Origin of the sequence: Chlorogloeopsis sp. ULAP02 (genome assembly GCF_038404745.2) — a bacterium.
Classification (GTDB): domain Bacteria; phylum Cyanobacteriota; class Cyanobacteriia; order Cyanobacteriales; family Nostocaceae; genus Chlorogloeopsis.
On sequence record NZ_JAYKTT020000001.1, the window covers coordinates 276,615 to 298,545 of the forward strand.

The 21,931-nt window shown below is 38.5% G+C and carries 22 protein-coding genes; 1 reads left to right on the forward strand and 21 read right to left on the reverse strand.

Features of this window, described 5'->3' with window-relative positions; all coding sequences use genetic code 11:
* Positions 1–238 precede the first annotated feature (238 nt).
* The 6 genes from U2718_RS01130 to U2718_RS01155 form a co-directional block, all read right to left on the reverse strand.
* Positions 239–1,711 carry a hypothetical protein gene (locus U2718_RS01130; RefSeq protein ID WP_341999451.1) on the reverse strand — a complete coding sequence of 491 codons (1,473 nt, stop codon included), beginning with the start codon at positions 1,709–1,711 and terminating at the stop codon, positions 239–241.
* A gap of 33 nt (positions 1,712–1,744) precedes the next feature.
* Positions 1,745–2,920, reverse strand: a complete 1,176-nt coding sequence (locus U2718_RS01135; protein WP_341999452.1) for a glycosyltransferase — start codon at positions 2,918–2,920, stop codon at positions 1,745–1,747.
* A gap of 201 nt (positions 2,921–3,121) precedes the next feature.
* Positions 3,122–3,973 (reverse strand): FkbM family methyltransferase, encoded by an 852-nt coding sequence (locus U2718_RS01140; RefSeq protein WP_341999454.1) that lies wholly within the window; start codon positions 3,971–3,973, stop codon positions 3,122–3,124.
* A 334-nt stretch (positions 3,974–4,307) separates the two neighbouring features.
* Complete coding sequence (locus U2718_RS01145; protein WP_341999456.1) at positions 4,308–5,357, reverse strand: glycosyltransferase; 1,050 nt, start codon at positions 5,355–5,357, stop codon at positions 4,308–4,310.
* Between the two features lie 11 nt (positions 5,358–5,368).
* On the reverse strand, positions 5,369–6,547 hold the full coding sequence (locus U2718_RS01150) for a glycosyltransferase family 4 protein (protein WP_341999458.1): 1,179 nt from the start codon (positions 6,545–6,547) through the stop codon (positions 5,369–5,371).
* A 148-nt stretch (positions 6,548–6,695) separates the two neighbouring features.
* Positions 6,696–7,712 carry a glycosyltransferase gene (locus U2718_RS01155; protein WP_341999460.1) on the reverse strand — a complete coding sequence of 339 codons (1,017 nt, stop codon included), beginning with the start codon at positions 7,710–7,712 and terminating at the stop codon, positions 6,696–6,698.
* Here U2718_RS01155 and U2718_RS01160 point away from each other — a divergent pair.
* Positions 7,711–7,842: a hypothetical protein gene (locus U2718_RS01160; RefSeq protein ID WP_341999462.1), complete on the forward strand. Its 132-nt coding sequence runs from the start codon at positions 7,711–7,713 to the stop codon at positions 7,840–7,842. The two genes, U2718_RS01155 and U2718_RS01160, sit on opposite strands and share 2 nt — an antisense overlap.
* Positions 7,843–8,114: 272 nt before the next feature.
* Here the strand turns inward: U2718_RS01160 and U2718_RS01165 are convergent, their stop codons facing one another.
* From U2718_RS01165 to U2718_RS01235, 15 genes are all read right to left on the reverse strand, one after another.
* Positions 8,115–8,771 (reverse strand): Uma2 family endonuclease, encoded by a 657-nt coding sequence (locus U2718_RS01165; protein ID WP_341999464.1) that lies wholly within the window; start codon positions 8,769–8,771, stop codon positions 8,115–8,117.
* 45 nt (positions 8,772–8,816) lie between these two features.
* Complete coding sequence (locus U2718_RS01170) at positions 8,817–9,677, reverse strand: Uma2 family endonuclease (RefSeq protein WP_341999466.1); 861 nt, start codon at positions 9,675–9,677, stop codon at positions 8,817–8,819.
* A gap of 162 nt (positions 9,678–9,839) precedes the next feature.
* Complete coding sequence (locus U2718_RS01175; protein ID WP_341999468.1) at positions 9,840–10,616, reverse strand: Uma2 family endonuclease; 777 nt, start codon at positions 10,614–10,616, stop codon at positions 9,840–9,842.
* A gap of 256 nt (positions 10,617–10,872) precedes the next feature.
* The gene (locus U2718_RS01180; RefSeq protein WP_341999470.1) at positions 10,873–12,126 is read right to left on the reverse strand and encodes a glycosyltransferase family 1 protein; all 1,254 of its coding nucleotides are present in this window, start codon (positions 12,124–12,126) and stop codon (positions 10,873–10,875) included.
* Entirely contained in the window at positions 12,123–12,899 is a 777-nt protein-coding gene (locus tag U2718_RS01185; protein ID WP_341999472.1) for a class I SAM-dependent methyltransferase, read from the reverse strand. The genes U2718_RS01180 and U2718_RS01185 overlap by 4 nt, the downstream gene beginning before the upstream one ends.
* 270 nt (positions 12,900–13,169) lie before the next feature.
* The gene (locus U2718_RS01190; RefSeq protein WP_341999474.1) at positions 13,170–13,535 is read right to left on the reverse strand and encodes an aspartyl protease; all 366 of its coding nucleotides are present in this window, start codon (positions 13,533–13,535) and stop codon (positions 13,170–13,172) included.
* Entirely contained in the window at positions 13,532–13,849 is a 318-nt protein-coding gene (locus tag U2718_RS01195) for a hypothetical protein (RefSeq protein WP_341999476.1), read from the reverse strand. The genes U2718_RS01190 and U2718_RS01195 overlap by 4 nt, the downstream gene beginning before the upstream one ends.
* 51 nt (positions 13,850–13,900) lie before the next feature.
* Complete coding sequence (locus tag U2718_RS01200) at positions 13,901–14,128, reverse strand: hypothetical protein (protein ID WP_341999478.1); 228 nt, start codon at positions 14,126–14,128, stop codon at positions 13,901–13,903.
* A gap of 5 nt (positions 14,129–14,133) precedes the next feature.
* Complete coding sequence (locus U2718_RS01205; protein WP_341999480.1) at positions 14,134–14,952, reverse strand: TIGR04325 family methyltransferase; 819 nt, start codon at positions 14,950–14,952, stop codon at positions 14,134–14,136.
* Positions 14,949–16,064, reverse strand: a complete 1,116-nt coding sequence (locus U2718_RS01210; protein WP_341999482.1) for a DegT/DnrJ/EryC1/StrS family aminotransferase — start codon at positions 16,062–16,064, stop codon at positions 14,949–14,951. Before U2718_RS01210 ends, U2718_RS01205 begins: the two co-directional genes overlap by 4 nt.
* Positions 16,061–16,504, reverse strand: a complete 444-nt coding sequence (locus tag U2718_RS01215) for a hypothetical protein (protein ID WP_341999484.1) — start codon at positions 16,502–16,504, stop codon at positions 16,061–16,063. Before U2718_RS01215 ends, U2718_RS01210 begins: the two co-directional genes overlap by 4 nt.
* Positions 16,505–16,576: 72 nt before the next feature.
* On the reverse strand, positions 16,577–17,821 hold the full coding sequence (locus U2718_RS01220) for a polysaccharide ABC transporter ATP-binding protein (RefSeq protein ID WP_341999486.1): 1,245 nt from the start codon (positions 17,819–17,821) through the stop codon (positions 16,577–16,579).
* A 28-nt stretch (positions 17,822–17,849) separates the two neighbouring features.
* Complete coding sequence (locus U2718_RS01225) at positions 17,850–18,692, reverse strand: ABC transporter permease (RefSeq protein WP_341999488.1); 843 nt, start codon at positions 18,690–18,692, stop codon at positions 17,850–17,852.
* 30 nt (positions 18,693–18,722) lie between these two features.
* Positions 18,723–19,151, reverse strand: a complete 429-nt coding sequence (locus tag U2718_RS01230) for a hypothetical protein (protein ID WP_341999490.1) — start codon at positions 19,149–19,151, stop codon at positions 18,723–18,725.
* Between the two features lie 194 nt (positions 19,152–19,345).
* Positions 19,346–20,659, reverse strand: a complete 1,314-nt coding sequence (locus U2718_RS01235) for a glycosyltransferase family 4 protein (protein WP_341999492.1) — start codon at positions 20,657–20,659, stop codon at positions 19,346–19,348.
* Positions 20,660–21,931 lie beyond the last annotated feature (1,272 nt).

Genomic DNA, 21,931 nt, shown 5'->3' on the forward strand with positions numbered 1-21,931 from the left:
GCTTTATTTTGTATTTACAAAATAATCACAAAACATATCTAGATTAAATTAATTATCTAAATTTGAAAATCCTAAGAGACTATTGATAAAATAGATCTTAAATTGTAGGAGAGCCAGTGCGCCCTTGCGGGTACCCCGCGTTGTAGCAACTGGCGTTGCATTACGGCTAGTTCTTATTCTCTATATACTCTCAAATCCTTGCATAGCCGTAACACACCCTACTTAACTATGACAACAACTAAGCTGTCCTTTGCCTACTTAAAATAAATTTAAAAAATATATAGTTGGCTACAACAAAAGGAAGAACATTTCCTAATAATAGAGAAGCACTACTTTCTTGGTAAGCTAATTGAAATATAGTTGAAGCACCTATGACAAATTCTAATTCATTCATGTCTGGATGATTTAATTTTCTATCAACGAAAGCAAGTAAAAAACCTAATAATGGCATTCCTGTAATTACACCCCAACTCCCAAAATTCACATACATCTCCACAATCATCGGAAGATTAACAGAGGTAACAAAATCATTTACATCTATAATTTTATAACGACGACCAAATTCATTACCTGTGTTTAGGACTGGTTTCTCCGGCCAAACTGCACGCGGAATATAACTTGTAAGCAAGGGTAAGTAGGTTTCACCATTCCAGTAAGGTACTATTTCTGGACTACTTTTCATTACATCTGAGAACAAGACGATTTGCGCGGATCTTTCAATCGCTTGATCCGTAACGGAGATTTCAGGAGCACTCTGCACAGATGAGTTGTTAAAGGTATATTGCTGATGATGTTCAACTGCAAGATTAATAAATAATTCTAGCCTTTCTATCAAATTAAGTTGCCCTTGAGGTTTATTATCACCCCAAGTTAAAGCTCTGTAGTCTGACTTAACTGGATTGAAAGCAAGATATAAGACAATTAATATGGCTATCAAAACTATTGGTATCTTTTTACGTTCATACCAAATCATATGAAACATAAATAAACACAAAAGCATAAATTCAGCTAAAAGACCACTAGCTAGGCGTGGGACTATCTCAAGTGGGATAAATATAAGTACTAGCAGCCAAGTTTGAATTCTTGGCAATTTCCGACGATCCCAGAGAATATAAAACATTCCATAAGCAATATATAAACCTTTACTAGTGAACATGCTTATAGATGGAGCGTCTGGGAAAACGTATCTGATTATGGTATTAGACAAAAGTAATATCCATATTCCAATTAATAATCTATTGATTGAATAAGTTTGAGTTAAACGAAAGGGTGAAACTTTCTTCCACAAAGTAAAATAAGAGGCAAAGAAAGCAATATTCATTCCAGCTAATCCGATGAAGGTTAGTATTAGCGCCTCGTTACTTACATCGGCTAAACCTGAAAGTTCTTCTTTAGTAGCAAAAATAGGTAACCCAAAGCTTGTAGCATAAAAAATCCCTACTAGAGGGAAAAAAGGCATGGGAGGACGATTGCGGTCTAATAGAAACTGTATAGTAGGCAAAAACCCTAGCCATGTCACACCCAAAGCCAAATATGCTTTGTCCAGTGACACTACTTCCGCTCTTGTATGTAATAAGTAAATGCTATATACTGCCAGTCCAAACAGTAAAAACCAGGCTAATCTTTTTATGTAATGTTCTTTTGCTTGTTGAATTTTAAAATATTTTTGTATTTGATTCGAGTAATCTTGAGTCTCATTCAATCTATACATTATTATTAACTATTATCTTAACCACTTGTAAAATTATCTTGGAGCTTGAACAAGTTCTTTGATAGTTGAAAGCAAAGGCGAAAAAGTAGACTCGTAATTATATTTTTCTTCAAAAGCTTTTCTAGCTGCTAAACACATAGCCTGATATTTCTCAAAATCACTTAAAATATCCTCAACAGCAGATGCAATCGAGTGAGGCTCGTCAGGATCAGCAAAACGCACCCAAGTCTCGTTAGCAAGATATTCTTGATAAGTTGGAAAATTACTGACAATTGTAGGTAAACCACAAGCAGCATATTCATATATCTTATTACAAGCACTTGCACAAGCTACTCGATCAAAGCTGGTGTTTTTATAGAGGCCAAAGCCTACAGTTGCTAATAATGTGGGAGCTTGTAAATCTTTATAAGGTAGGGTTCCTAAATAGGAAAAATTGGTTGACATCTTAAGTTGTTCTACCCAAGTTCTCAGCTTTTCCGCATTGGATGTAGTCAGAAATCCTACAAATTTAATATTAACACTCTTATTTAAAAGGGAAGCAGCAGTTACAATTTCTTGCATAGCACTGGTATCAGAAATTGAACCTCTGTAAAACAATGTAATTTCTTCCCAACGTTTTTTTATTAATGAAGACCAGTCTTTTGATGGTTCAAAAAAAGATTTTAAAGGAAAATTAGGAACTATTAATGGCTTTTTTTGTAAATTTGTTCTTTTCTGAACAAACTCGGCTCTATCTTTATCGGGAAATACGTTAAGTACAGCTTTATCTATCCACTTTCGCTCTGCTCTGTCAACCCATCCTGATAAAGAAGATAGAGGAGCTAGCTGCTCGCTAATTTCATGACTATGGTAAATTATAGGGACTGCTTGAGGTAAAAATGCTCGGCAAACATAAGCCACTGTGTAGCCAAAGGTATCATATGCATAAATGAGAGACACATCTTTTAAAAGTTGAGATGCTTTAACAATAAAGTTTATATACTCCCAAAGCTTTGCTCTAGCCGATAATTGCGCTCGTTCTCTTAGCGTAGTATATTTTCCTAGTCTATATACTTTGACATTAGGAGGATATTCATGAGTGCAAGGATCTTGATTGCGACCAATTAAAATAATATCAAAATGTTTTGATAATAAATGAATCGCATTGACTGTTGGAGGATAGTAATCAGGGTTTGCATAAATAAGCATCCCGATACTTTTTTTACTCATTTCTGTACCTTTTCAAATTAGGCTAGTGATTGCATTATGAGGTTGTTTGTAAAGTAAATATTAAGTAGGGTGTGTTACGGCTATGTAATGATTTGAGAGTTTAAGAGAGTACGAGCTAGCCGTAACGCACCATAATTATGCGGTGCGTTAAAGCAGCGTGTAACGCACCCTACAATTTAAGGTTTACTTTATAAATCATCTCTATAAGCCAAGAGGTAAGCAAAGATATTCGTCGTACTCTAATATTTCTATACAACAGCTTTGACGGTTAAGAATTTTATAACCTGCATTCTTTAAAATGCGGACAATTTCTTGACTATCTTCCGGCGTAGCCTGCCAAAAAGGATGGACAGCCAAAATTATAATAGGAGGTTTGTCACTGCTGAGGAGCCGAGTTGCTCCTTTGAGTACCTTGAGTTCAGCTCCTTCAACATCTATTTTGACTAACTTAGGCGATCGCTCTTGTTTAGTTAACAGACTGTCTAAGCTAATTGCTGGTACCTCAATTTGTTGACTTACTGAGGGAGATTGCTCATTTGTAGAACCAGAAAACATCAGAGAGTTGCTAGGAGAGTTGCCATTATCAAGTAGGCTCAAACTTACTAAACCGCTATCCAATTCGCAGACAGCTGCCTTGATTGTAGTTATAATGTTTTCACATTGGTTCAAGACAGTATGTCGTTTTAACCAAGCAAGATTAGCTGGGCTCGGTTCAATTGCAAGCACTTGTCCGCTCATACCAACTATTCGAGCTGCTGGTAGTGAAATCAAGCCCCAATTGGCTCCAATATCCCAAAAAGTATCCCCTGAACTCAAGTATTCTTTCAACCAAGACATGAGATGAGGCTCGTATTCATCCGCAGATAAGGCTAAACTTGGAACTAATTTATAAATTTCTCCATTTATACGCTTACGGATAAAATTATGACCTGTATCCTTTAAAAATACAGAGTAGTAAAAATTACGACCAAACTTAATTAAACTATCAGCATCTAATCTCTGTAAAAAAGCTTTGATAGAACGAGCTGTGGTGATAAGTGGTGTATCAAACATACGAACCCTCGAAAGCTAATTTGATATTATGAGTTAGCAATTCTGGCATTTGCATATATTCAGGATCAAAGCCACCTTCAAATATGCTCTTACTTAAGTTATTAGGAAAAATACACGTATGGAAATGTGCTGGTGTCATATGGTAGTGCATTTTCCCAAATAAGCAAATCAACTACTAAGTATACTGTCAGAAGCTATGTAGTACAAGTCTAATTACTGACCTATATAAGCTTGTAAATCGCGATTTTATTTGTTCCCGACTAAATCATGATTTTAGTTATGAATCTCGACTTGAAATAAAAAAGTTATTAAGATTATTTTGCAAACAACAATATTAACCAATATTAATATATTGGTTGGAATGATACTGATTAATTGTTTCATGAATGGTCAAAATTTCTTTGACTCTATTAATAATTGTGTCCTCTAAAGCTTTTTTGTAACCTGCCTGAGCAATAGATTCAATTAATACATGATTTTGTAATAGGTATTCTACTTTTTGTCTTAATTCATCAGGACTAGAAAAATACACAGCTTCTTTGTCTTCTACAAACAGATTCATTAACTCTCTACTCCGTTCACTGAGCATGAGTGTCCCTGTTGCAGGAATTTCATACGTTCTAATATTATGTCCTTCTTCATTTTGAGGACGCAGAATATTAAGTCCCATTTTGGCAGAGCCTAAAATTTCAGGAATTTCTTGATAACTGCACATTCCTTGACACAAATTTTTTAATGTCGGCTCTTTACAATGAGTATTCCAGTAACTTGATCCCCAAAGTCCTAATCGATAATCAGCGATCGCCTTTAAATACTGCTCTCGTTTGCGGCTAGCATCCCAGTTGCCAATAAATGCTACGTCATATACTGGGTTAACCTGTCGTTTGGGAAAATGATATTCAACATCACTACAAAACGGATGAAAGAAAGCTTTTTTGACGCCATTTTCCATGAGACGTTCAACTAATTCTTGGCTCCAAATAAAAGCTGCATCCCATAAGGGAAATCCCCGTTGAACCCAGGAATTGCTATGGGTATGATGAGCATCTACAGGATTGTCAGTAAAAAAGACAAAGACTAGACCATGTTGTTTCAGAGTCAAAATGCTGTCAGGATGAAACAAAAGAGGAGAAATCACCAAAGTCAAATCAGGCTTAAACTGATTTGCCATCTCCACCAACTTCTGATTTGCTGACTTTGCCAGCAGTTTCCACGCTAGCCGCCAAGCCACTCTATCGGGCAACGAACGAGAAACTAAACTGGGTGCAGCTTCTTTCCAAGTAAAATGTTGCACCTTACAGCCCAGTGCCGAAAATCCTCGTCCATAAACTTCTTCGGTACGCCCCAATTCTAGGGCTTGTCCAACAATCAAAACTTTGTTCATTTAAACTATTCTCACCTGCAATAATTTAAAGCTTGTTTGAGTCCCTGTAAATCTTCCTGATAACTCCACTTTTGAATCTGTTTAAGGCTTATATCTCCTGCTGAAGCACGATTGGCGATCGCCCAACGAATTGCCTCTGCTAAAGCTGCAACATTTCCTACAGGATAAATCTGTCCATTTTGCCCCTGGATCACCAAGTCAGGGGCGCAACCCACCTGATCAGTCACAACTACTGCTCTACCAGCATTCATCACTTCATTTACAGCCAATCCCCAAGGTTCAAAACTAGAGGGTAAGACAAATACATCACACAAATCATACATCGCAGGCATTTCGGACTGATTCCGAAAACCTAAAAAGCGAATCGACTGCCAGCCTGTTTCCTTGGCTTGAGCTTCTAGAGTTGGGCGCAACACTCCATCTCCCACAAATAGTAGGTAAGGCTCTGGTTCTTGGACACCATCACATGAAAGTAACCTATAAGCTGAGAGCAAATCTTGAGGACGCTTCACCTCAATTAGCTTGGCAGCATAGAGAATTATCGGCCTAGTGGGATCTAAGCCGAGCGATCGCCGTAGTTCCTCACGATTAGTGTGAGCTAGTAGTGCTTGCTTTTGGAAGTAATCATTATCAACGGCATAAGGGACACAAAATAGACGTTTTTCTTCAACTCCATAGCTTTGATAAAATTGACGGTTGTAAGTCCCTATACAGAGAAAACCAGCTATTTTCTCAAAAAGCCAATCAACAAAAACCTTTTTTACTCTTTTCTTAACAGAATTAGTTGCTTCGCTGATGCCGTTAGACTCTCCCCTCAGCAAAACTGGAATACCCAATTGATTTGCTGCTAAGATTGCTTGAATACTACAGAACCAAGACCATCCATGCACCCATACAGCATCAAATTTCTCTTTTTTTAACTGGCTAACAATATCTTTTGCTATAGGTTGTTGTAACCAACTTTGCCGCTGCTTATTACCCCAACAGTCTAAAAAATGGTAATTGTAACCCTCCGTTAGTGGTACATCCCATTCAATTAATCGTCCAAATCCTGTGTCCTTATAAGCTTTTAAAGAAAAATCACTGTAGAAAAAAACTTTTAAGTCAATTTCTGGATCGGCAGCAATAAGTCGCAATAAAGGAGCCTGATACTGAATGGGATGAGAGACAAAGTAGGCTAAACTTAGCATCTGTGAAGATATAATTTAAGATGATTGAGCAGACTAATTTTGAATTGAAAACAAGAATCTTTAGTGTAGCTGTTTCAACAATTAAATCGGATTCCTATAGTAGAAAGTATTTTTCAAGTTTTATACTGCCAGTTTTATTGTTCCTAGTTCAACTCAGGTTAATTAACTTTAAAATTTCCTTGACTCGACTTTCCCAACTCAATTGAGTGAGTAGTTTTTCTCTAGTAGTCAAGGCGGCTTGAAAATATAAGTGTCGGTTTTCCCAAAGTTCATCCCAAATGTTTTTTAAATCATCTTGACTAATTGTATAGTCAATGGAAATGACAAAATCAGAACCAAATATCTTTTCAAATATAGGATCTTTAGGAGGTTGACCAAGAATAACTGTGCCACTAGCAGCGGCTTCAAACCATCTACAAGTCATAGGACTAAATGTTAAAACCCTTTTGGGATTAGTTAATTCTACAGGCCAACAGAAGGTAAAAAAACTGTGGGCTAGATGCCACGCATATTGTCTATAGACATCCTGAGAATCTAACTGCAACTGCATACTTGTAGCTGTTGTATATTCATAATACTTACCTGTTTGTATACAATATTCTTTAATACTTTGATGAACTTTCTCTAAACGACGACCATAAGCAGAAAAACTAATTAATTTTTCTTCCTTAATAACTGGTTGAAATCTATCAAGCTTTACACCTTGAGCTACAGCGTGCCACTTTCTCTGCGTCTGCTCTTCTAAAAATGGTACTGCTCCATGAAATGAAGTAATAGCAAGATCCCAATTTGTAGATGCTAAAACCCGGCGAATAGAAGGAAGTTGTCTCTCAAAAGTATCGAATATATAAAGAATTTTAACTCCTACATTCCGATCCCAATTTTTGAACAGATCAAGCAGAAAATTTTCTGGCCCCATGAGTACAACCCAAAGTACGTCAGCTTCCAGGTTGTGTTCTATTCTGGGAAGAAATTCTCGCAATTTACCATATCGAGTGCCATGTCCAATACGTTTGTCAATAAACTTTGGCAATTTTCGCTTTGGCATCGCTACTTTATGTCCACCTGTGATGCGAACTATTTCATCTTCAAAATCTCTAAGTACTCCGTATTCAAAACCGCTCAGATTCGTGTTAGTAAGTACAATATGTTTTAAGTTCATCATGCTTGTTGTTGAAAAAGCACTGCTCGGCGTTGATACAGTAGCAGACATAAAAAACGATCGCCCTCTACAAAAAAAGCGATCGCATTATTCAAACGTTGAAACTTCTATCTCTATGCGGGGGTTGTCCTGATTCGCCGTCGCCGTTCTTTTATTCGGGACTTGCAATTACAGCCATTTTCAGATGAATAGACCACACAATACTGTAAGGGCGGGTTTTGTTTCAATCTCTAGCTAAACCCGCCCCTACAAAAAAATGTGGTTCAAATAAATGAATTTGCTGTAAAAAATCTTCTATTTGCCAATTTGTAGGATGCGTGCTTGACAACAGTCCGTAACGCATCATCAACCCTCGAATAGTGATGAGTTACGCGATCGCCGTTGTTTAAGTAGCTCAACAAACGCTTAATGAGCTTCTGTAATCATACTCTTTTGGACTTGTGCTAACACTGTTGCCAAATCTCCAGCTAGCAAAGCCGCAATCGGTAAATCAAGCCCAGGAAAAATGCGACTGCGAGTTAAATTAGATTCATCTGGCTGTAAAGGAATATACTCGCCTCCCTGCAAACTGAACCAGTCTAATTTCTGTTCAGCCAATTGCCAAACAATGTATTCTTGTACACCATTGCGGCGATAAACTTTTAATTTGTCGTGCAAATCATAGGACGCGCTACTAGAAGCAATTTCTACTATCAGTTCTGGCGCACCTTCAACATAGTCATCTTCACTAATACGCGATCGCCCTCCACAAGCTTCTTCAATTCGTAATAAGGCATCGGGTTGTGGTTCATTGTCCAAATCCAATCGCACAGTTGCATTATCAGCAAACTCAACTCCAGGAGTAGCACTACTATACAGTCCTAACCAAGCCATAATGTGTGCGTGAGGTCTGCCATGTCTGTAATATCTAAGTGGTGATGGCACGTAGACAACTCCCTCAATCAGTTCAGCTTTTTTAAGATCAGGCATGGCGTGGTAACGGCGTTCAAATTCATCACGCGTCAGGCGATCGCCATTTTCTAGCAGTGGCAAAGATTTTGCCAAATTAGCTGCAACAGTCATGACCAAATCTCTCTCAAGCTGATACTCCTCATTTTATCAGGGGGTTCACGGTAAATCGGGGTCAATGCCTAAAGCTCGCAGTCGTGCCGCCAATTGTTCAGCCCGTTGACGTTCCTGTTCGGCTCTTTGATGTTCTTGTTCAGCTCGTTGACGTTCTTGTTCGGCTCGTTGACGCTCCATCTCAGCCCGTTGGCGTTCCTGTTCTATTTGCTGTTGAGCCAATTGTTTTTGTTGACTTTCTTGTTCAGCTAATTCTGCTGGAGTAGCTATCCAATCGCCTGCAACAGAGTACCAACGTAGCCATAACCGCTCAATACCCTGGTAATAACCCTGCCAGAGTCCCAAACTTAGCTCTAATTCAGGTAGCACAATTGGAGATTCAGTTAAATTTAACTCCTGATAGCGTCCGGCAATATTCTGAAAGATACGTAATCGGTTCGTATAGCGATCAAAAACGATGTAATAAGGAATACGCAGAATTCGTTCATAGACTTCCCACTTTGGAGGAGGTTGGCTCACCTCTCGCAGAGTTTGTCCTAAATCCTCTTTTTCAGTTCCCGGAGAGAGTAATTCCACCACTACCGAAGGGGCAATTCCTTCTTGCCAGATCACGTAACTCAAACGCAAATCTCTTTGCTCATATAAACGCGAAACACCCAAAACAGCGAACCAGTCAGGACGCTTATACCATTGGGGATGATGAACATCATAATAAAGATTTAAGTCAGTGGCGACAAATATCTGATCCGGTGGATAACCAGGTGGGCAGAAAGTTTCGCGCAGGAGTTGGGGTTGTAAATCGTGAAATTCGTCAGGCAAGCCAGGTTCTTCAGGATCTTCACTCGGAAGATCATACATAGTTGGTAGGTATTCTTTGGGAGGGCGAGGAGGATCTGTTTGATACATGGCCGAATTTTTTGACCAACTAACTTTAGGTTAGCGAATGAGAATAGGTTTGGAGTTTATTCAAGTAAACGATTAATATATCTTGTGGTCAATTTATGCTCTCAGCTAAAAAAGCGATCACCCTACTTAATCCTTTACTATTTATATTTTTATTTTTACTGTTTACGGCAAATCGGGATCGATGCCCAAAGCTCGCAGTCGTGCTGCCAATTGTTCAGCCCGTTGACGCTCCTGTTCGGCTCGTTGGCGCTCCTGTTCAGCTCGTTGACTTTCTTGTTCAGCTAACTCTGCTGGGGTAGGTATCCAAGCACCTGTTGCATCATACCAACGTAGCCACAGCCGTTCTATACCTTGGTAACTCCCTCGCCAAAATCCTAACCCTAGCTGCACTTCTTCTAGCCACAATCCCTGAGCTTCGATAGGTAAAGCTTGGTAGCGGCTAGTTATTAGTCCAAATGCTTGTAATTCATCCGTATAGCGGTTAAACACGAAGTAATAAGGCACTCGTAAGATTTGTTCGTATACTTCCCACTTTGTTGGCGGTTGATTAACTTCTCGTAGAGTTTGTCCTAAATCTTCTTTTTCAGTACCAGGAGAAAGTAGTTCGACTACTACAAAAGGATTGACTCCTTCTTGCCAAGTAACATAACTTAAGCGCAAGTCCTGCTGTTCATATAATCGGGAAACTCCTAGCACAGTGAACCAATCAGGTCGTTTGTACCATTGAGGATGGCGCGGATCGTAGTAGAGATTTAAGTCACTGGCAACAAAGATTTGATCAGCTGGATAATTGGCGGGGCGGAAAGTAAGACGCAGGAGTTCAGGCTGTAAGTCGTGAAATTCGTCAGGCAACCCTGGCTCCTTTGGATCTTCACTTTTGAGATCGTACATTGTGGGCAGTACTTCTTTTGGGGAGCGAGGAGGATCTGTTTGATACATGACAGAGAAAATTTGACCGACTAGCTTTAGCTTAACAATTCACAAGCAAGCGATCGCTGCAATCTTTTATATTTTTCAACCAACACAGTTATTGTTAGGGACTTACAATTCAAAAATTTCCAATTTGTAGGGAGGCAGTTTGCGGTGTAGATTTTCTTTCCGCAAAACTGCCGTTGTGTGCCTGACAATAGTCTTCACACACCATCAACCCCAGAACAATAGTGGGTTACGCGATCACTAACACGCCACTACATTCTCATTTTTGCTGATAAAGCTCTTTGCTACTCCAACAACGACGAATAGGCTCAAATTCATCTAGAATTGAGCAAATACCTTTAACGTAATCTATTGCTCTCCATTTGGTTGCTCGCTTCAAGCCACGTTGTATAAGCTCTTGACGCAGAGTAGAGTCATCCCAAAGAGATTTTATCGCTAAAGCAATTTGTTCCACATCCTTTGGATCAACTAACAAAGCTGCGTCCCCTAACTGCTCTTTTGCGCCTGACACGTTTGATGCAATTACAGGACATTGTAGTGCCATAGCTTCTAAAGGTGGTAAATTATCAGGGCCAAAGAACGATACAAAGGTAAGAGCAAATGCATCCCGGTATAGGTGCATTAGGTCTTCTTGAGGTACAAAGCCCAAGAAATGAACTTGTTTAGACAATTCTAGTTCAGCCACCATTTGTCTGACATATAATTCATTACCTCTATCAGAACCAATAAATACTAATGGAAATATGAGATTATACTTCTCACGTAATAATTTAATAGCTAATAACAGACCAACATGATTTTTATGCGACCAGAATTGAGCGGGATACAATAAATAGTTATTAGGAATATTATATTTTTCAAGTAAGCTTAAATCAGGACAAACAGGTGCATCTAGAGCAAATTGAGGCGTAGGTAAAGGTAGAATTCTAATACGTTGTGTTGGTACTTGATAAAATCTCTCTATTTCAGCTTTGCCAGCTTCAGTTCCTGTAATAATTGTAGAAGCACGTCTTAACTTAACCGCATATAATTTTTCTCGACGCTCCCACTCGTCATTTGCACTAACTTCTGGGAAATAAGGTTGGAGTTGGTGTTGTAAATCCCAAAGAACAGTTACGTAAGGCAAATCAAGTAAAGATTTATAAAAATAGAAAGGGTTAATATATAAAATAAAATTTATACCATTTTCTACAACATATTTAAGAATAAAATCATCATACCAGCCCTCTATTTTAAACTTACTTCTGGGATGCCGTAGCTTGATTGAAAGAAACTTTCTAACTCTAGCAAGCTGATAACGCCAACGTTCTTGAAAACTAAGGTGGAACGATAAAAAATCTATATTTTTAACAGAAGATATTTGTTGGGGTGTTTCTTTTTCTTGACTACAGATTACAAAAGAATGAGCACTATATGGTGCAAGTTCTGTTAGTGCGTCAAATAGTTCACTCTCAAATGTAAATCCACCGCCACGTTCTGGAAGTTTAGCGCTTAAAAACACACCAACTTTCATTCAGCTTGTCTCCTAGCGATAAAGTAAACTCCCCAGGTGTTAAATCCCGGTTCACTATTGCTCATCCACTCACGGCACTCAATTAGCTCTAGAGAAAACTGGTTAAACAAAAGTTCTAGCTCCGGCTTAAACAGATAGCGCATTCGGTGAGTTTCCTGAAGTTCTTCCACTGAACCATTATCTTTATCCTTGATAAAAACTTGATAATTGACATCAACCAGATTATCGTTAGGATACATTGCTGGTTCAGCAATTCGAGTCACGCTAATTTCTTCATCTTCCAGACGTTTAACGCGGATGGTAGGGCGATCGCTCAAAACTGCGGGCCCGTACCAAACATCAAAGATAAAAATTCCACCGGGCTTTAAGTGTTCTTTGACAGTGGCGAAAGCTGCAAGCAAATCTTCATTTGTTGTCTGATAGCTGATGACATGAAATAGCGATAGGACAACATCAAAAGTTTGATTCAGACGAATTTGGCAGATATCTCCGTGAGAAAATTTGAGTCTAGAAGTTAATTCAGGAGGTAGTTGTGAGAGACGAGAGTTGGCTTTTTTCAACATCTCTTCACTCAAATCTACTCCATGAACTTTGTATCCTTCCTTCGCCAAAAGAACTGCATGATTTCCAGTTCCACAACCTAACTCTAAAATATCTTGCGCTTCTGATGCGTGATTTTGAATTAACCGACGAATAAATAGAGCTTCTCCTACATAGTCCTTATCACGGTACAGCAAATCGTAGTAACGGGCATAGTTGCCAAATACACTCATAACCATTAAAACCTTAGCTGAAAGTAAAGTCCAGAATAAGCAGGTACTAAGCTTTCTGGATGAAAAGAAATTATACAATAGCCAATTAGCAACATATTCTTTTGCCGAGTGCTCGACCAATTCAATTAAGTTATAATCTGGGCTATATTATGGGAGGAACTCTAAATAAATATTCGGCACTTCTGCTTCAGATTAATGCGTGCCATAGACAAATGTAGGAACTTTGTGCGATCGCACTTTCTCCTTAAAAATTTGCTTTCACTGAAAAATTCATCCTCCAAGCATCAACACTCCTGAAGGCATATCCACCACTAACCGCAGAGTTTTTAACCACTGACGACCTAGTAAAACTTCTGGCAGTCCTTGTCCCACATGAACGGGAATATCAAACTCTTGCCCATCTATTTTCACTTGACCAGCATATATATCAAAATCAAAATCTCCCCGTGCTGTCAAAAGTGTTTGTCGTTCCAAACTAATCCAATCAAGTGGCTCAACATCCTGGTTATCAATCGCTAGCCAGTAAGAGAAACCTGTATCAAGCATGGCATCAACTGGTAGTTCTAACCCATCAGCAGCAATCAGTTCAATCTCGAATAATAATTCATCCTCATCACCAAATGTACCTGAGATCATATGGTGCCGCACATCCCTGTTTCATTAATCCGAAAAACATGGGGTATTTTACCTGGATGCTTTTCGCGGCATTGAAGTGAAGCCACTTGTGGATCTTGAGCGACAAAATACTCGCCACTATCAGGTTCAACAGCAATGTACCAGTTATAGTGCGTTTGCATTAACTCTGGCTTAACACTGTCAAAAATTACCTGACAGCGTTGACGAAATGCTTGACGTTCAGCTTTCCATTGGGTTTGTTGTTCTTGTGTCCACTGAATTTCAGGGAATATTCTGCCTCGACGTATCGTGCGATTAGACTTGGCTTCAGTCATTAATGGTTATTTTTTGGATATGGGACTATCCATATTTTACTTGCGTGTTATTTACACCCCATCTTCCCCATCTACTTGTTCTTCTACTCCATGAACTTTGTATCCTTCCTTCGCCAAAAGAACTGCATGATTTCCAGTTCCACAACCTAACTCTAAAATATCTTGCGCCTCTGGTGCGTGATTTTGAATTAACCGACGAATAAATAGAGCTTCTCCTACATAGTCCTTATCACGGTACAGCAAATCGTAGTAACGGGCATAGTTGCCAAATACACTCATAACCATTAAAACCTTAGCTGAAAGTAAAGTCCAGAATAAGCAGGTACTGAGCTTTCTGGATGAAAAGGAATCATACAAGAGTCAACATTATCTTCCCAGATATCTATTAATTCATAACCGATACTAGTAATTGCTTCAATAAATTCAGTTTTGTTGAAGACATACTGGGGATAAAAAACTTTACCACCATTTTGTAAAGTAACAAATAGTCTACCATTGTAGATTGGTAAGCGATTGATTAATAAATGTTTAGGTTTTCTGATCTTAGAAATTTGTGTGGCAAGATTTTCTACATATTGGATAGAACCTGATGCAATAAATATATCTTTATTATTAGCGTCCTCGAAATTGCTAGTAAAGAATAAACTATTGATGTGGCGTTTTTCGGCTATTTGCTTTCCAACTCTTATTATTTCCGGTAAATCACAAACAGTCCATTTTAAAGTTTCTGGATACTTTATATATTTAGAATAGGTATAAAAATGAATTCCTACATTGCCTCCAAAGTCAAAAATATTTGTATTTTCATGATTAATAATTGATTTGAGCCAGAATAAAACTGGATAATCATAGGAGGCAATCATGCGACCACTACTTTCCCAATTTCCATGCTCCAACATTTCTTGGTATTCTTGTGCCAATTCCGTATTATCGTATCCAATACTTTTAGTTTGAGGGGCTGCTTGTCGAGCTTCTTCAAATGTTTCAAAAATTCCCCAAAAGCAGCCATAACAATTAGTAGCGAATTTACGTTTATACTCTTGTTCCTTAATATACCTGTGAAATTGCCTAGCGAATGGAATTTGCTTAATAATACTCTTCATTGAAGGATCTCCCTAAGCGCTACGCACACTCGTTCGGCTTGCTTATCTGTTAATGCCATGCCACTGGGTATGTAGAAACCACGACGGGCTATTCTTTCTGCTATAGGGCAAGACTCCCCATCAAAAAACCTCATTTTTTTGAATACAGGCTGCTCATGCATACACCAGAAAAAAGGACGAGTACCTATTTTATATTTGCCTAAACGTTGCATTGCCTCTTCTGCATCAAAAGGCACTTCATCTTTGAGAACTAAGCCATATACCCAGTAAATATTCTCAGCATAATCAGTTTGAGGAATAGGCAACTGTAAACACGAAATATCTGATAAAAGTTCTGTATATTTTTGCCCAATATGGCGTTTGCGAGCGATAAATTCGTCAAGTCGTTCTAACTGTGCTACCCCCAAAGCTGCTTGTAAATTAGTCATCCTCAAGTTCCAACCTAACTCTTCATGAACAAAACGCTTTTGCGGCTGAAAGCATAAATTACGTAAAGAACGGCAACGCTCCGCCAGCTTTTCATCATTGGTGAGTAACATTCCTCCCTCACCAGTAGTAATGTGTTTATTGGGGTAAAAGCTAAAGGTACTGATAGCACCAAAGCTACCACAGGGAAGACCTTTATATGTTTGACCGTGCATTTCGGCTGCATCTTCTATAATATGCAGTCCATACTTATCAGCTAAAGCAACGACTGGCTCCATATCTACAGGTAAACCATAGATGTGAACAACCATAATGGCTTTGGTTTTAGATGTAATTTTTGCCTCAATTTGGTTGACATCTATATTCCAGGTTTGCGGATCGCAATCTACGACTACTGGTATGGCTCCAGCGCGGACAATAGCTGCTGCACAAGAAATTATTGTGAATGTGGGTAGAATTACCTCGTCTCCAGAGCCAATTTCTAAAGCGGCAATTGCTGCATCAAGAGCAACAGAGCCATTACTAACAGCAATGCCATACTTGCGTCCTACGCGTGCAGCAAATTGTTCTTCAAATTGTTTGACAAACGGCCCTTCTGAAGAAATCCAACCAGTTTCTATGCATTCAAACAAATATTTCTTTTCATTGCCATTTAGTAATGGCTCGTTAACTGGAATTGATATCATAAATTACTTAACTGAGGTACCTTAGCTTGTTCTCCAGTAATACCACTAAATCTAGTTTTGTCTTGATCTCCTACATAAGGCCCTTGTTTAACTTCAATCATTTCGATTTCTTCGATTACCTCAAAGCCATGCCCACCTGTCACCAGCAAAATGACATCACCAACTCCTAAAATCCGACTTTCTAAGTACTTTTGTTGATTGTTGTAAAAATCTACACGCAATTTACCTTTTTTGATAAAAAGTACTTCTTGAGTATATTGGACTTCACGAGGTACGGGATTATGCACATGAGGTTGAATGATTTTCCCTGTTGGATGACGCATATAGGCTAGCTGCTGAGATAGCTCGTTAGGAGTAAGAAAATGAATTCCGGATTTCTCGAAATTATGGTATATGATTAGGGCAAGTAGCTGATTTTGATAGACAATATTTTCAAACATTCTAACAACCTTTATTTGTAATCTACAAAGCGAAGAAATAAACTGAATTATTTAGTACATTTACTACTATTTTTAAACAAATTCCAACGGAAAATCTATACACCCAAAACCCCAAGATTGAGATAAAACTTGTGTAGCATCATCATGAGGCGGGCGAGCAACTTCAAAGAAAAGACAACTTTCAACACGATCCAAATATTCAACCCAAGGCAAGCTTAAATCTAAGCTAATAAAGTATGAGCCTAGAGCAAGTTGGTTGATTGGGAGGTGAAAGGAAACTGTGTTCAAGCCTGGACTTAATTCTACTAACTGGTTAGGTTGAGATTCTCCGAACTCACCATAACCAACCGGGATAAGCATGGCATCATATAATCTCAAGCTTAAGGCTACATTACAATTTAATTCTGTAAAAATCTCTAAATCAATCTGAATCTTTGTATGTTCAAATTTAGCGGCAGATATTAACTTACCTGATATAATTGTAGGCTTCCCATTCTTTTGGGGAGAACGGACAAAACTGTTTGAAACAGAGGCATCTTGTAGGTAATGCTGAATCACCAAATCTGATTGGTCATCTGTAGATATTTGTCCTTTTTTGAGCAAAATACAACGTGAACACAGCGATTGAATCGTACTCATGTTGTGACTGACAAATAACACAGTTCGCCCTTCTCTTCCTACATCCTCCATTTTGCCTAAACATTTCTTCTGAAATTGTGCATCTCCAACAGCTAAGACTTCATCTACAATCAAAATCTCTGGTTCTAAATGAGCAGCTACTGCAAATGCCAACCGCACATACATACCTGATGAATATCGCTTTACAGGTGTATCTAAAAATTTTTCAACCTCTGCAAAAGCAACTATTTCATCAAACTTTCTCTGAATCTCCGTTTTACTCATGCCTAAAATGGCACCATTGAGAAAAATATTTTCTCTTCCTGTTAACTCTGGGTGAAAACCTGTTCCAACTTCCAATAAACTGGCAACTCGTCCCTTGATTTGGATTTTTCCTTTTGTTGGTTCGGTAATTCTGCTGAGAATCTTTAATAAAGTTGATTTTCCTGCTCCATTCCGCCCAATAATGCCAACTTTATCACCCTGCTTAATCTCAAAAGAAACATCTTTCAATGCCCAAAACTCTTCACTAGTTTGGTTTACTTCCCTCTGATTATGGAGATTGAATGCACTACCAACAAATTTGGTTGCATTTGCTATTGCCCCACGCAATGTTTTATAACGAAATTTTCCCTCTTGTTTATGGCTCAGAAGGTACTTTTTACTTAAGTCCTCTACTTGAATTACAGTATCTGACATCTGGTAAACTCCTACCTCAACCACACTCTTAAATCACATCTGCAAAAGTACGTTCCATTTTGCGGAAATACCAGATGCCACTCCACAGAAGTAAAATTACTAGCGTTAGAGAAAGAGCAAAGCCAGGTAGATATATCCGTGAATCACCACCCAAAATTGCCCAACGGAAACCGTCTATTACTCCTACCATAGGATTAAGTGAATATAGTAACCGCCACTTTTCAGGAACAATGCTGCTACTAAAACCAACTGGAGAAATATATAGACCAAACTGTACGAAAAACGGTACTACATAGCGGAAGTCTCGATACTCCACATTTAGAGCTGCTAGCCACAGCCCCGCACCCATCGATGCCGCAAAGGCAATCAATATAAATAGGGGTAGTGTCAAAATGCGCCAGTCAGGTACAAAGTTGTACCAAGCCATAAGTCCCAGCAGAATCATACCGGAAACCATAAAATCCACAAAACTAACAATTACTGCACTAGTAGGGACAATTAACCTGGGAAAGTAAACTTTGGATATCAGGTTGGCATTGGTAATCAAGCTGTTACTACACTCACTCAAAGCATTAGCAAAAAACTGCCAAGGTAGCATGGCAGCAAATACTAAAATCGGATATGGCGCTCCCTGTGAAGGCAATTTTGCTAAATTCCCGAACACTACAGTAAATACCACCATTGTCAAAAATGGTCGAATCAACGCCCAGGCAATACCGATCGCTGTTTGTTTGTAACGCACCAGAATATCACGCCAGGCAAGAAAGTAGAAAAGTTCTCGATAACGCCACAAGTCTTTCCAATACTGCCGTTCAGTGCGTCCAGCTTCTATGACTAATTCCTGCTGGGAGGCAATATTTTGACTACTCATAATATGACTGATAATTGTTGCAACTAAAACTTATCCCACAAACTGAAAATCCTTGAGTCCGTTATAGCCAACTAGCCGGGCATGTCTGCGAGTAAATTCTCCAACGGAAGGATTCCCTTTAGGATCTATGACTCCTGTAACTTGCTGCCAAATCTCTGGTGGTGGTACTAAAACTTCATAAGTACGGTCTTTTAGCTTGCGAATATGATACCAACTTGTCTGCTGACATTGTTCGCACCAAAATGCTTCTATCCATTCTCCCTCTAGAGGAACTGCTGTTTGATTTGCTAGTAAAATTAGTGCAATGCGTCTATTTATCCCCCTTTGTTGTAATTGCCCTGGACGATCTGCATATAGCTGATATTTCTGGCTCATGCTATTGAGATAACATCCATGTATTGGACAATATATAGCTCGTCGCTTAGATCGCTTCCGATTTCGGTCACACCTTCTGTGCAATTCGGCCCCCTATATAAAATGTAGAAGGTTACGTTGGAGAGACTGAGATCAAAAAGACCATCGAAGCCCACTCCCAAGTTAATAAAAAATATTCAATTTAATTTAAGTAATTTTTGGCTTCCGAAATGCTTTATCTAACTTTGTATAAAAGCACCAAAGCGCCATAGCTCTGCAATATTTGTCTAAATCATCTGCTACATACCTAAAGATTTTTGTAATACATCCAGATATTGTTGAGAAATAATCTGAGGTGTAAAGTGCGATCGCATATACTTACGACCTGCTTTTCCCATCCGCTTGGCTAATTCCTTATCCTGGCTAAGTAGGCGAATAAAATTAGCCAAGCCATAACTGTCTCTATTCTCAAAGGTAGCGCCACAGTTGGCTTCAGCAATAAGTTGCGTCAGATACGAATACTGGGAACAAATTACTGCCACTGGTCTTGCGGTTGCTAACATTGGATAAAGCTTACTAGGCGCAACCAGACTTTCCATCCCTGCATCTACACTCACAAGAGATAAATCACCTGCTGTTAAAGAGTAAGGCAGAACATTTTTGTCCTGGTACGGTATGAATACAAAGTTGCTTAATCCCAATTGATGAGCCCGATTACTTAACTCTTCCCGTTTTGCCCCTCCGCCAACAAATACAAACTTAATCGGCTCATCTTTCAGTATTTTCGCTGTTTCCAAGATTGTATCCATATCATGGCAGCGACCCATATTGCCTGAATAGACAACGGTAAACTTATTTACGAGATCGTATTTCCAAGCAAACCAATTTTCCTGTTTAGCAATGGGTACAATTACGTCAGGATCTCCCCAACTGTGGATCACAAAAACTTTGTCAGCAACCTGTGGACAAATTGCAGTTACCCGCTGTTTCATAGCAGGGCTAAGAACCACAAGCGCTTGAGATTTCTGCCACACCAACTTATTGATCTTCTGCCAAAGTCTTGCTAGCCAGTGGTTGCGTGAAATTACATTCAGGGCGATCGCAATATCCGGATAAAGGTCGTATAGTATGCAGACATAGGGACGTCGGAACAAGATATGAGCAAGGTAACCGACAATCGGCAAAAATGGAGGCGCTGTAGTCAGCAACAACAAATTGCAGTCACGACTATTTCTAATTACATGAAGTATAGCACGTAAGGTGAAGAGAACTCCATTTACGGCTTTGCCACGAATTCGCCCCGGCCATAGTTGAGCGGTGCGCGATCTTTTAACCAACACTCTATCAAATTTCTCAATAGCTGGGGCATTAGAAGACTTAAATGCGTATCCTGGTTGACCTGTAAAAACCTCAATGTCTACACCTTGTTGCCCTAATTGACTTACAAGCTCTTCTATAAGTTGTCCAGTAGCAGCGTAATCTGGAGGAAAAAATTGAGTAATTACAGACAAACTAATAGATTTTTTAGCTTTGTTAAAACGTTGATTATCAACATTTGAACTACTAGAGCTAGGTAGAAAAATTTTTTGATTAATCCATTCACTTAGTGTCATCTGCTCATCCTAATCCAAGAATCTTCATTAGACACTTCTGTAAATAACTAAAGTTATTACAGACAATGTAAATCTGTTATTCTAGCTACTGCTCATTAGCTCCTAAAAGCTAGAATCTTCGTATAAATAAATCTTAAATGGATGTTTTTATCATCTTACTCACTTGGCGTGTGTCCTTATCTTCCTAACTATGAAAAAACAACTTTTAAAGCACCAGTGTCACCATTCAAAAATTTAGTAAGAACTTGCGCTTTAAACCTCACAGTTTGCAAACAAACTTAAAACTGATAAATATGAAAGAATAAATTGCAGATTCAAAAGCATTAATTTTTTTTATTCTTTATACATTTTATCAGTAAGCCAATATTTAGCTTTGTAATTGCAATTTAAACTTAAAAATTTGTAAATAAGAGTATTTTTGATTACTCTAGTTTTACCTCTAGAATCCTACCTTGCTACTTCGATAAATATACATAAAGTTTTTGTAAAAAATATAATTTTTCCAAAAAAACTTCATAACAACTTTAAATTATCCTGACATATTCTTTCCTCTGAAGATTTTTTGGTTAGAAGTTTTGACTGTAAACTTAACTCCAAGACTAGTATCTGTTAGTTAAATGAAACAGAATTCACAATCTAGTGTTCTAGTGGCATCAAAAGATCAAAATGTTGTAATATATTCTTTTGGTGAGAGAGAAAAGTAGGCGTGCGCGGTTCCCCCGTCCTTAGAAACTTAGGAGTTTGTATACTGGATCCTATGAGCATCAGACCGCTACATCACATAAGACCAATAGTTAAAGTTGCAATGGGTTCAATTTTCACCTGTTGTAAGTGCAGCTTTCCAGCAGGGTAGACTACCGCAATCTTCTTGAGCACGGTGAAGATTATACTCACGCAATTTACTTACTAGTCAGGTAGTTCTTGCCCTAGCTTCCGAGCACTGAATTCCATAAGCATAGGATAGGTTGGGGTATATTTGTTAGAAATTAAGATTCTTTTCCGAATCTTTGAGCCGCGACGAATGAAAGGAGCTAAATAATTTATGGTTTATTAAAATGGTTTCAGTTGTTTTTACTTTATGCAAAAGTGATCATTGAAATTTAATTCAGCACTGAAGTTCTGCAACTTGGAACTCAAAATTTAAGTAAGCCACATTATTTGACATATTAATTTGTACCTTATTTGTACTAGGGGGTATATTATCATGTCTAAAAATAATTTGATACTGGATTCATCTACTGAATTTTTATGAAAATTATGTTTATTTTGAAA

Excerpts from the sequence above, each read along its gene's own strand:
- U2718_RS01130 (WP_341999451.1), bottom strand. The coding sequence starts at position 1,711 with ATGTATAGATTGAATGAGACTCAAGATTACTCGAATCAAATACAAAAA.
- U2718_RS01135 (WP_341999452.1), bottom strand. The coding sequence starts at position 2,920 with ATGAGTAAAAAAAGTATCGGGATGCTTATTTATGCAAACCCTGATTAC.
- U2718_RS01140 (WP_341999454.1), bottom strand. The coding sequence starts at position 3,973 with ATGTTTGATACACCACTTATCACCACAGCTCGTTCTATCAAAGCTTTT.
- U2718_RS01145 (WP_341999456.1), bottom strand. The coding sequence starts at position 5,357 with ATGAACAAAGTTTTGATTGTTGGACAAGCCCTAGAATTGGGGCGTACC.
- U2718_RS01150 (WP_341999458.1), bottom strand. The coding sequence starts at position 6,547 with ATGCTAAGTTTAGCCTACTTTGTCTCTCATCCCATTCAGTATCAGGCT.
- U2718_RS01160 (WP_341999462.1), top strand. The coding sequence starts at position 7,711 with ATGCTTGTTGTTGAAAAAGCACTGCTCGGCGTTGATACAGTAGCAGAC.
- U2718_RS01155 (WP_341999460.1), bottom strand. The coding sequence starts at position 7,712 with ATGATGAACTTAAAACATATTGTACTTACTAACACGAATCTGAGCGGT.
- U2718_RS01165 (WP_341999464.1), bottom strand. The coding sequence starts at position 8,771 with ATGACTGTTGCAGCTAATTTGGCAAAATCTTTGCCACTGCTAGAAAAT.
- U2718_RS01170 (WP_341999466.1), bottom strand. The coding sequence starts at position 9,677 with ATGTATCAAACAGATCCTCCTCGCCCTCCCAAAGAATACCTACCAACT.
- U2718_RS01175 (WP_341999468.1), bottom strand. The coding sequence starts at position 10,616 with ATGTATCAAACAGATCCTCCTCGCTCCCCAAAAGAAGTACTGCCCACA.
- U2718_RS01180 (WP_341999470.1), bottom strand. The coding sequence starts at position 12,126 with ATGAAAGTTGGTGTGTTTTTAAGCGCTAAACTTCCAGAACGTGGCGGT.
- U2718_RS01185 (WP_341999472.1), bottom strand. The coding sequence starts at position 12,899 with ATGAGTGTATTTGGCAACTATGCCCGTTACTACGATTTGCTGTACCGT.
- U2718_RS01190 (WP_341999474.1), bottom strand. The coding sequence starts at position 13,535 with ATGATCTCAGGTACATTTGGTGATGAGGATGAATTATTATTCGAGATT.
- U2718_RS01195 (WP_341999476.1), bottom strand. The coding sequence starts at position 13,849 with ATGACTGAAGCCAAGTCTAATCGCACGATACGTCGAGGCAGAATATTC.
- U2718_RS01200 (WP_341999478.1), bottom strand. The coding sequence starts at position 14,128 with ATGAGTGTATTTGGCAACTATGCCCGTTACTACGATTTGCTGTACCGT.
- U2718_RS01205 (WP_341999480.1), bottom strand. The coding sequence starts at position 14,952 with ATGAAGAGTATTATTAAGCAAATTCCATTCGCTAGGCAATTTCACAGG.
- U2718_RS01210 (WP_341999482.1), bottom strand. The coding sequence starts at position 16,064 with ATGATATCAATTCCAGTTAACGAGCCATTACTAAATGGCAATGAAAAG.
- U2718_RS01215 (WP_341999484.1), bottom strand. The coding sequence starts at position 16,504 with ATGTTTGAAAATATTGTCTATCAAAATCAGCTACTTGCCCTAATCATA.
- U2718_RS01220 (WP_341999486.1), bottom strand. The coding sequence starts at position 17,821 with ATGTCAGATACTGTAATTCAAGTAGAGGACTTAAGTAAAAAGTACCTT.
- U2718_RS01225 (WP_341999488.1), bottom strand. The coding sequence starts at position 18,692 with ATGAGTAGTCAAAATATTGCCTCCCAGCAGGAATTAGTCATAGAAGCT.
- U2718_RS01235 (WP_341999492.1), bottom strand. The coding sequence starts at position 20,659 with ATGACACTAAGTGAATGGATTAATCAAAAAATTTTTCTACCTAGCTCT.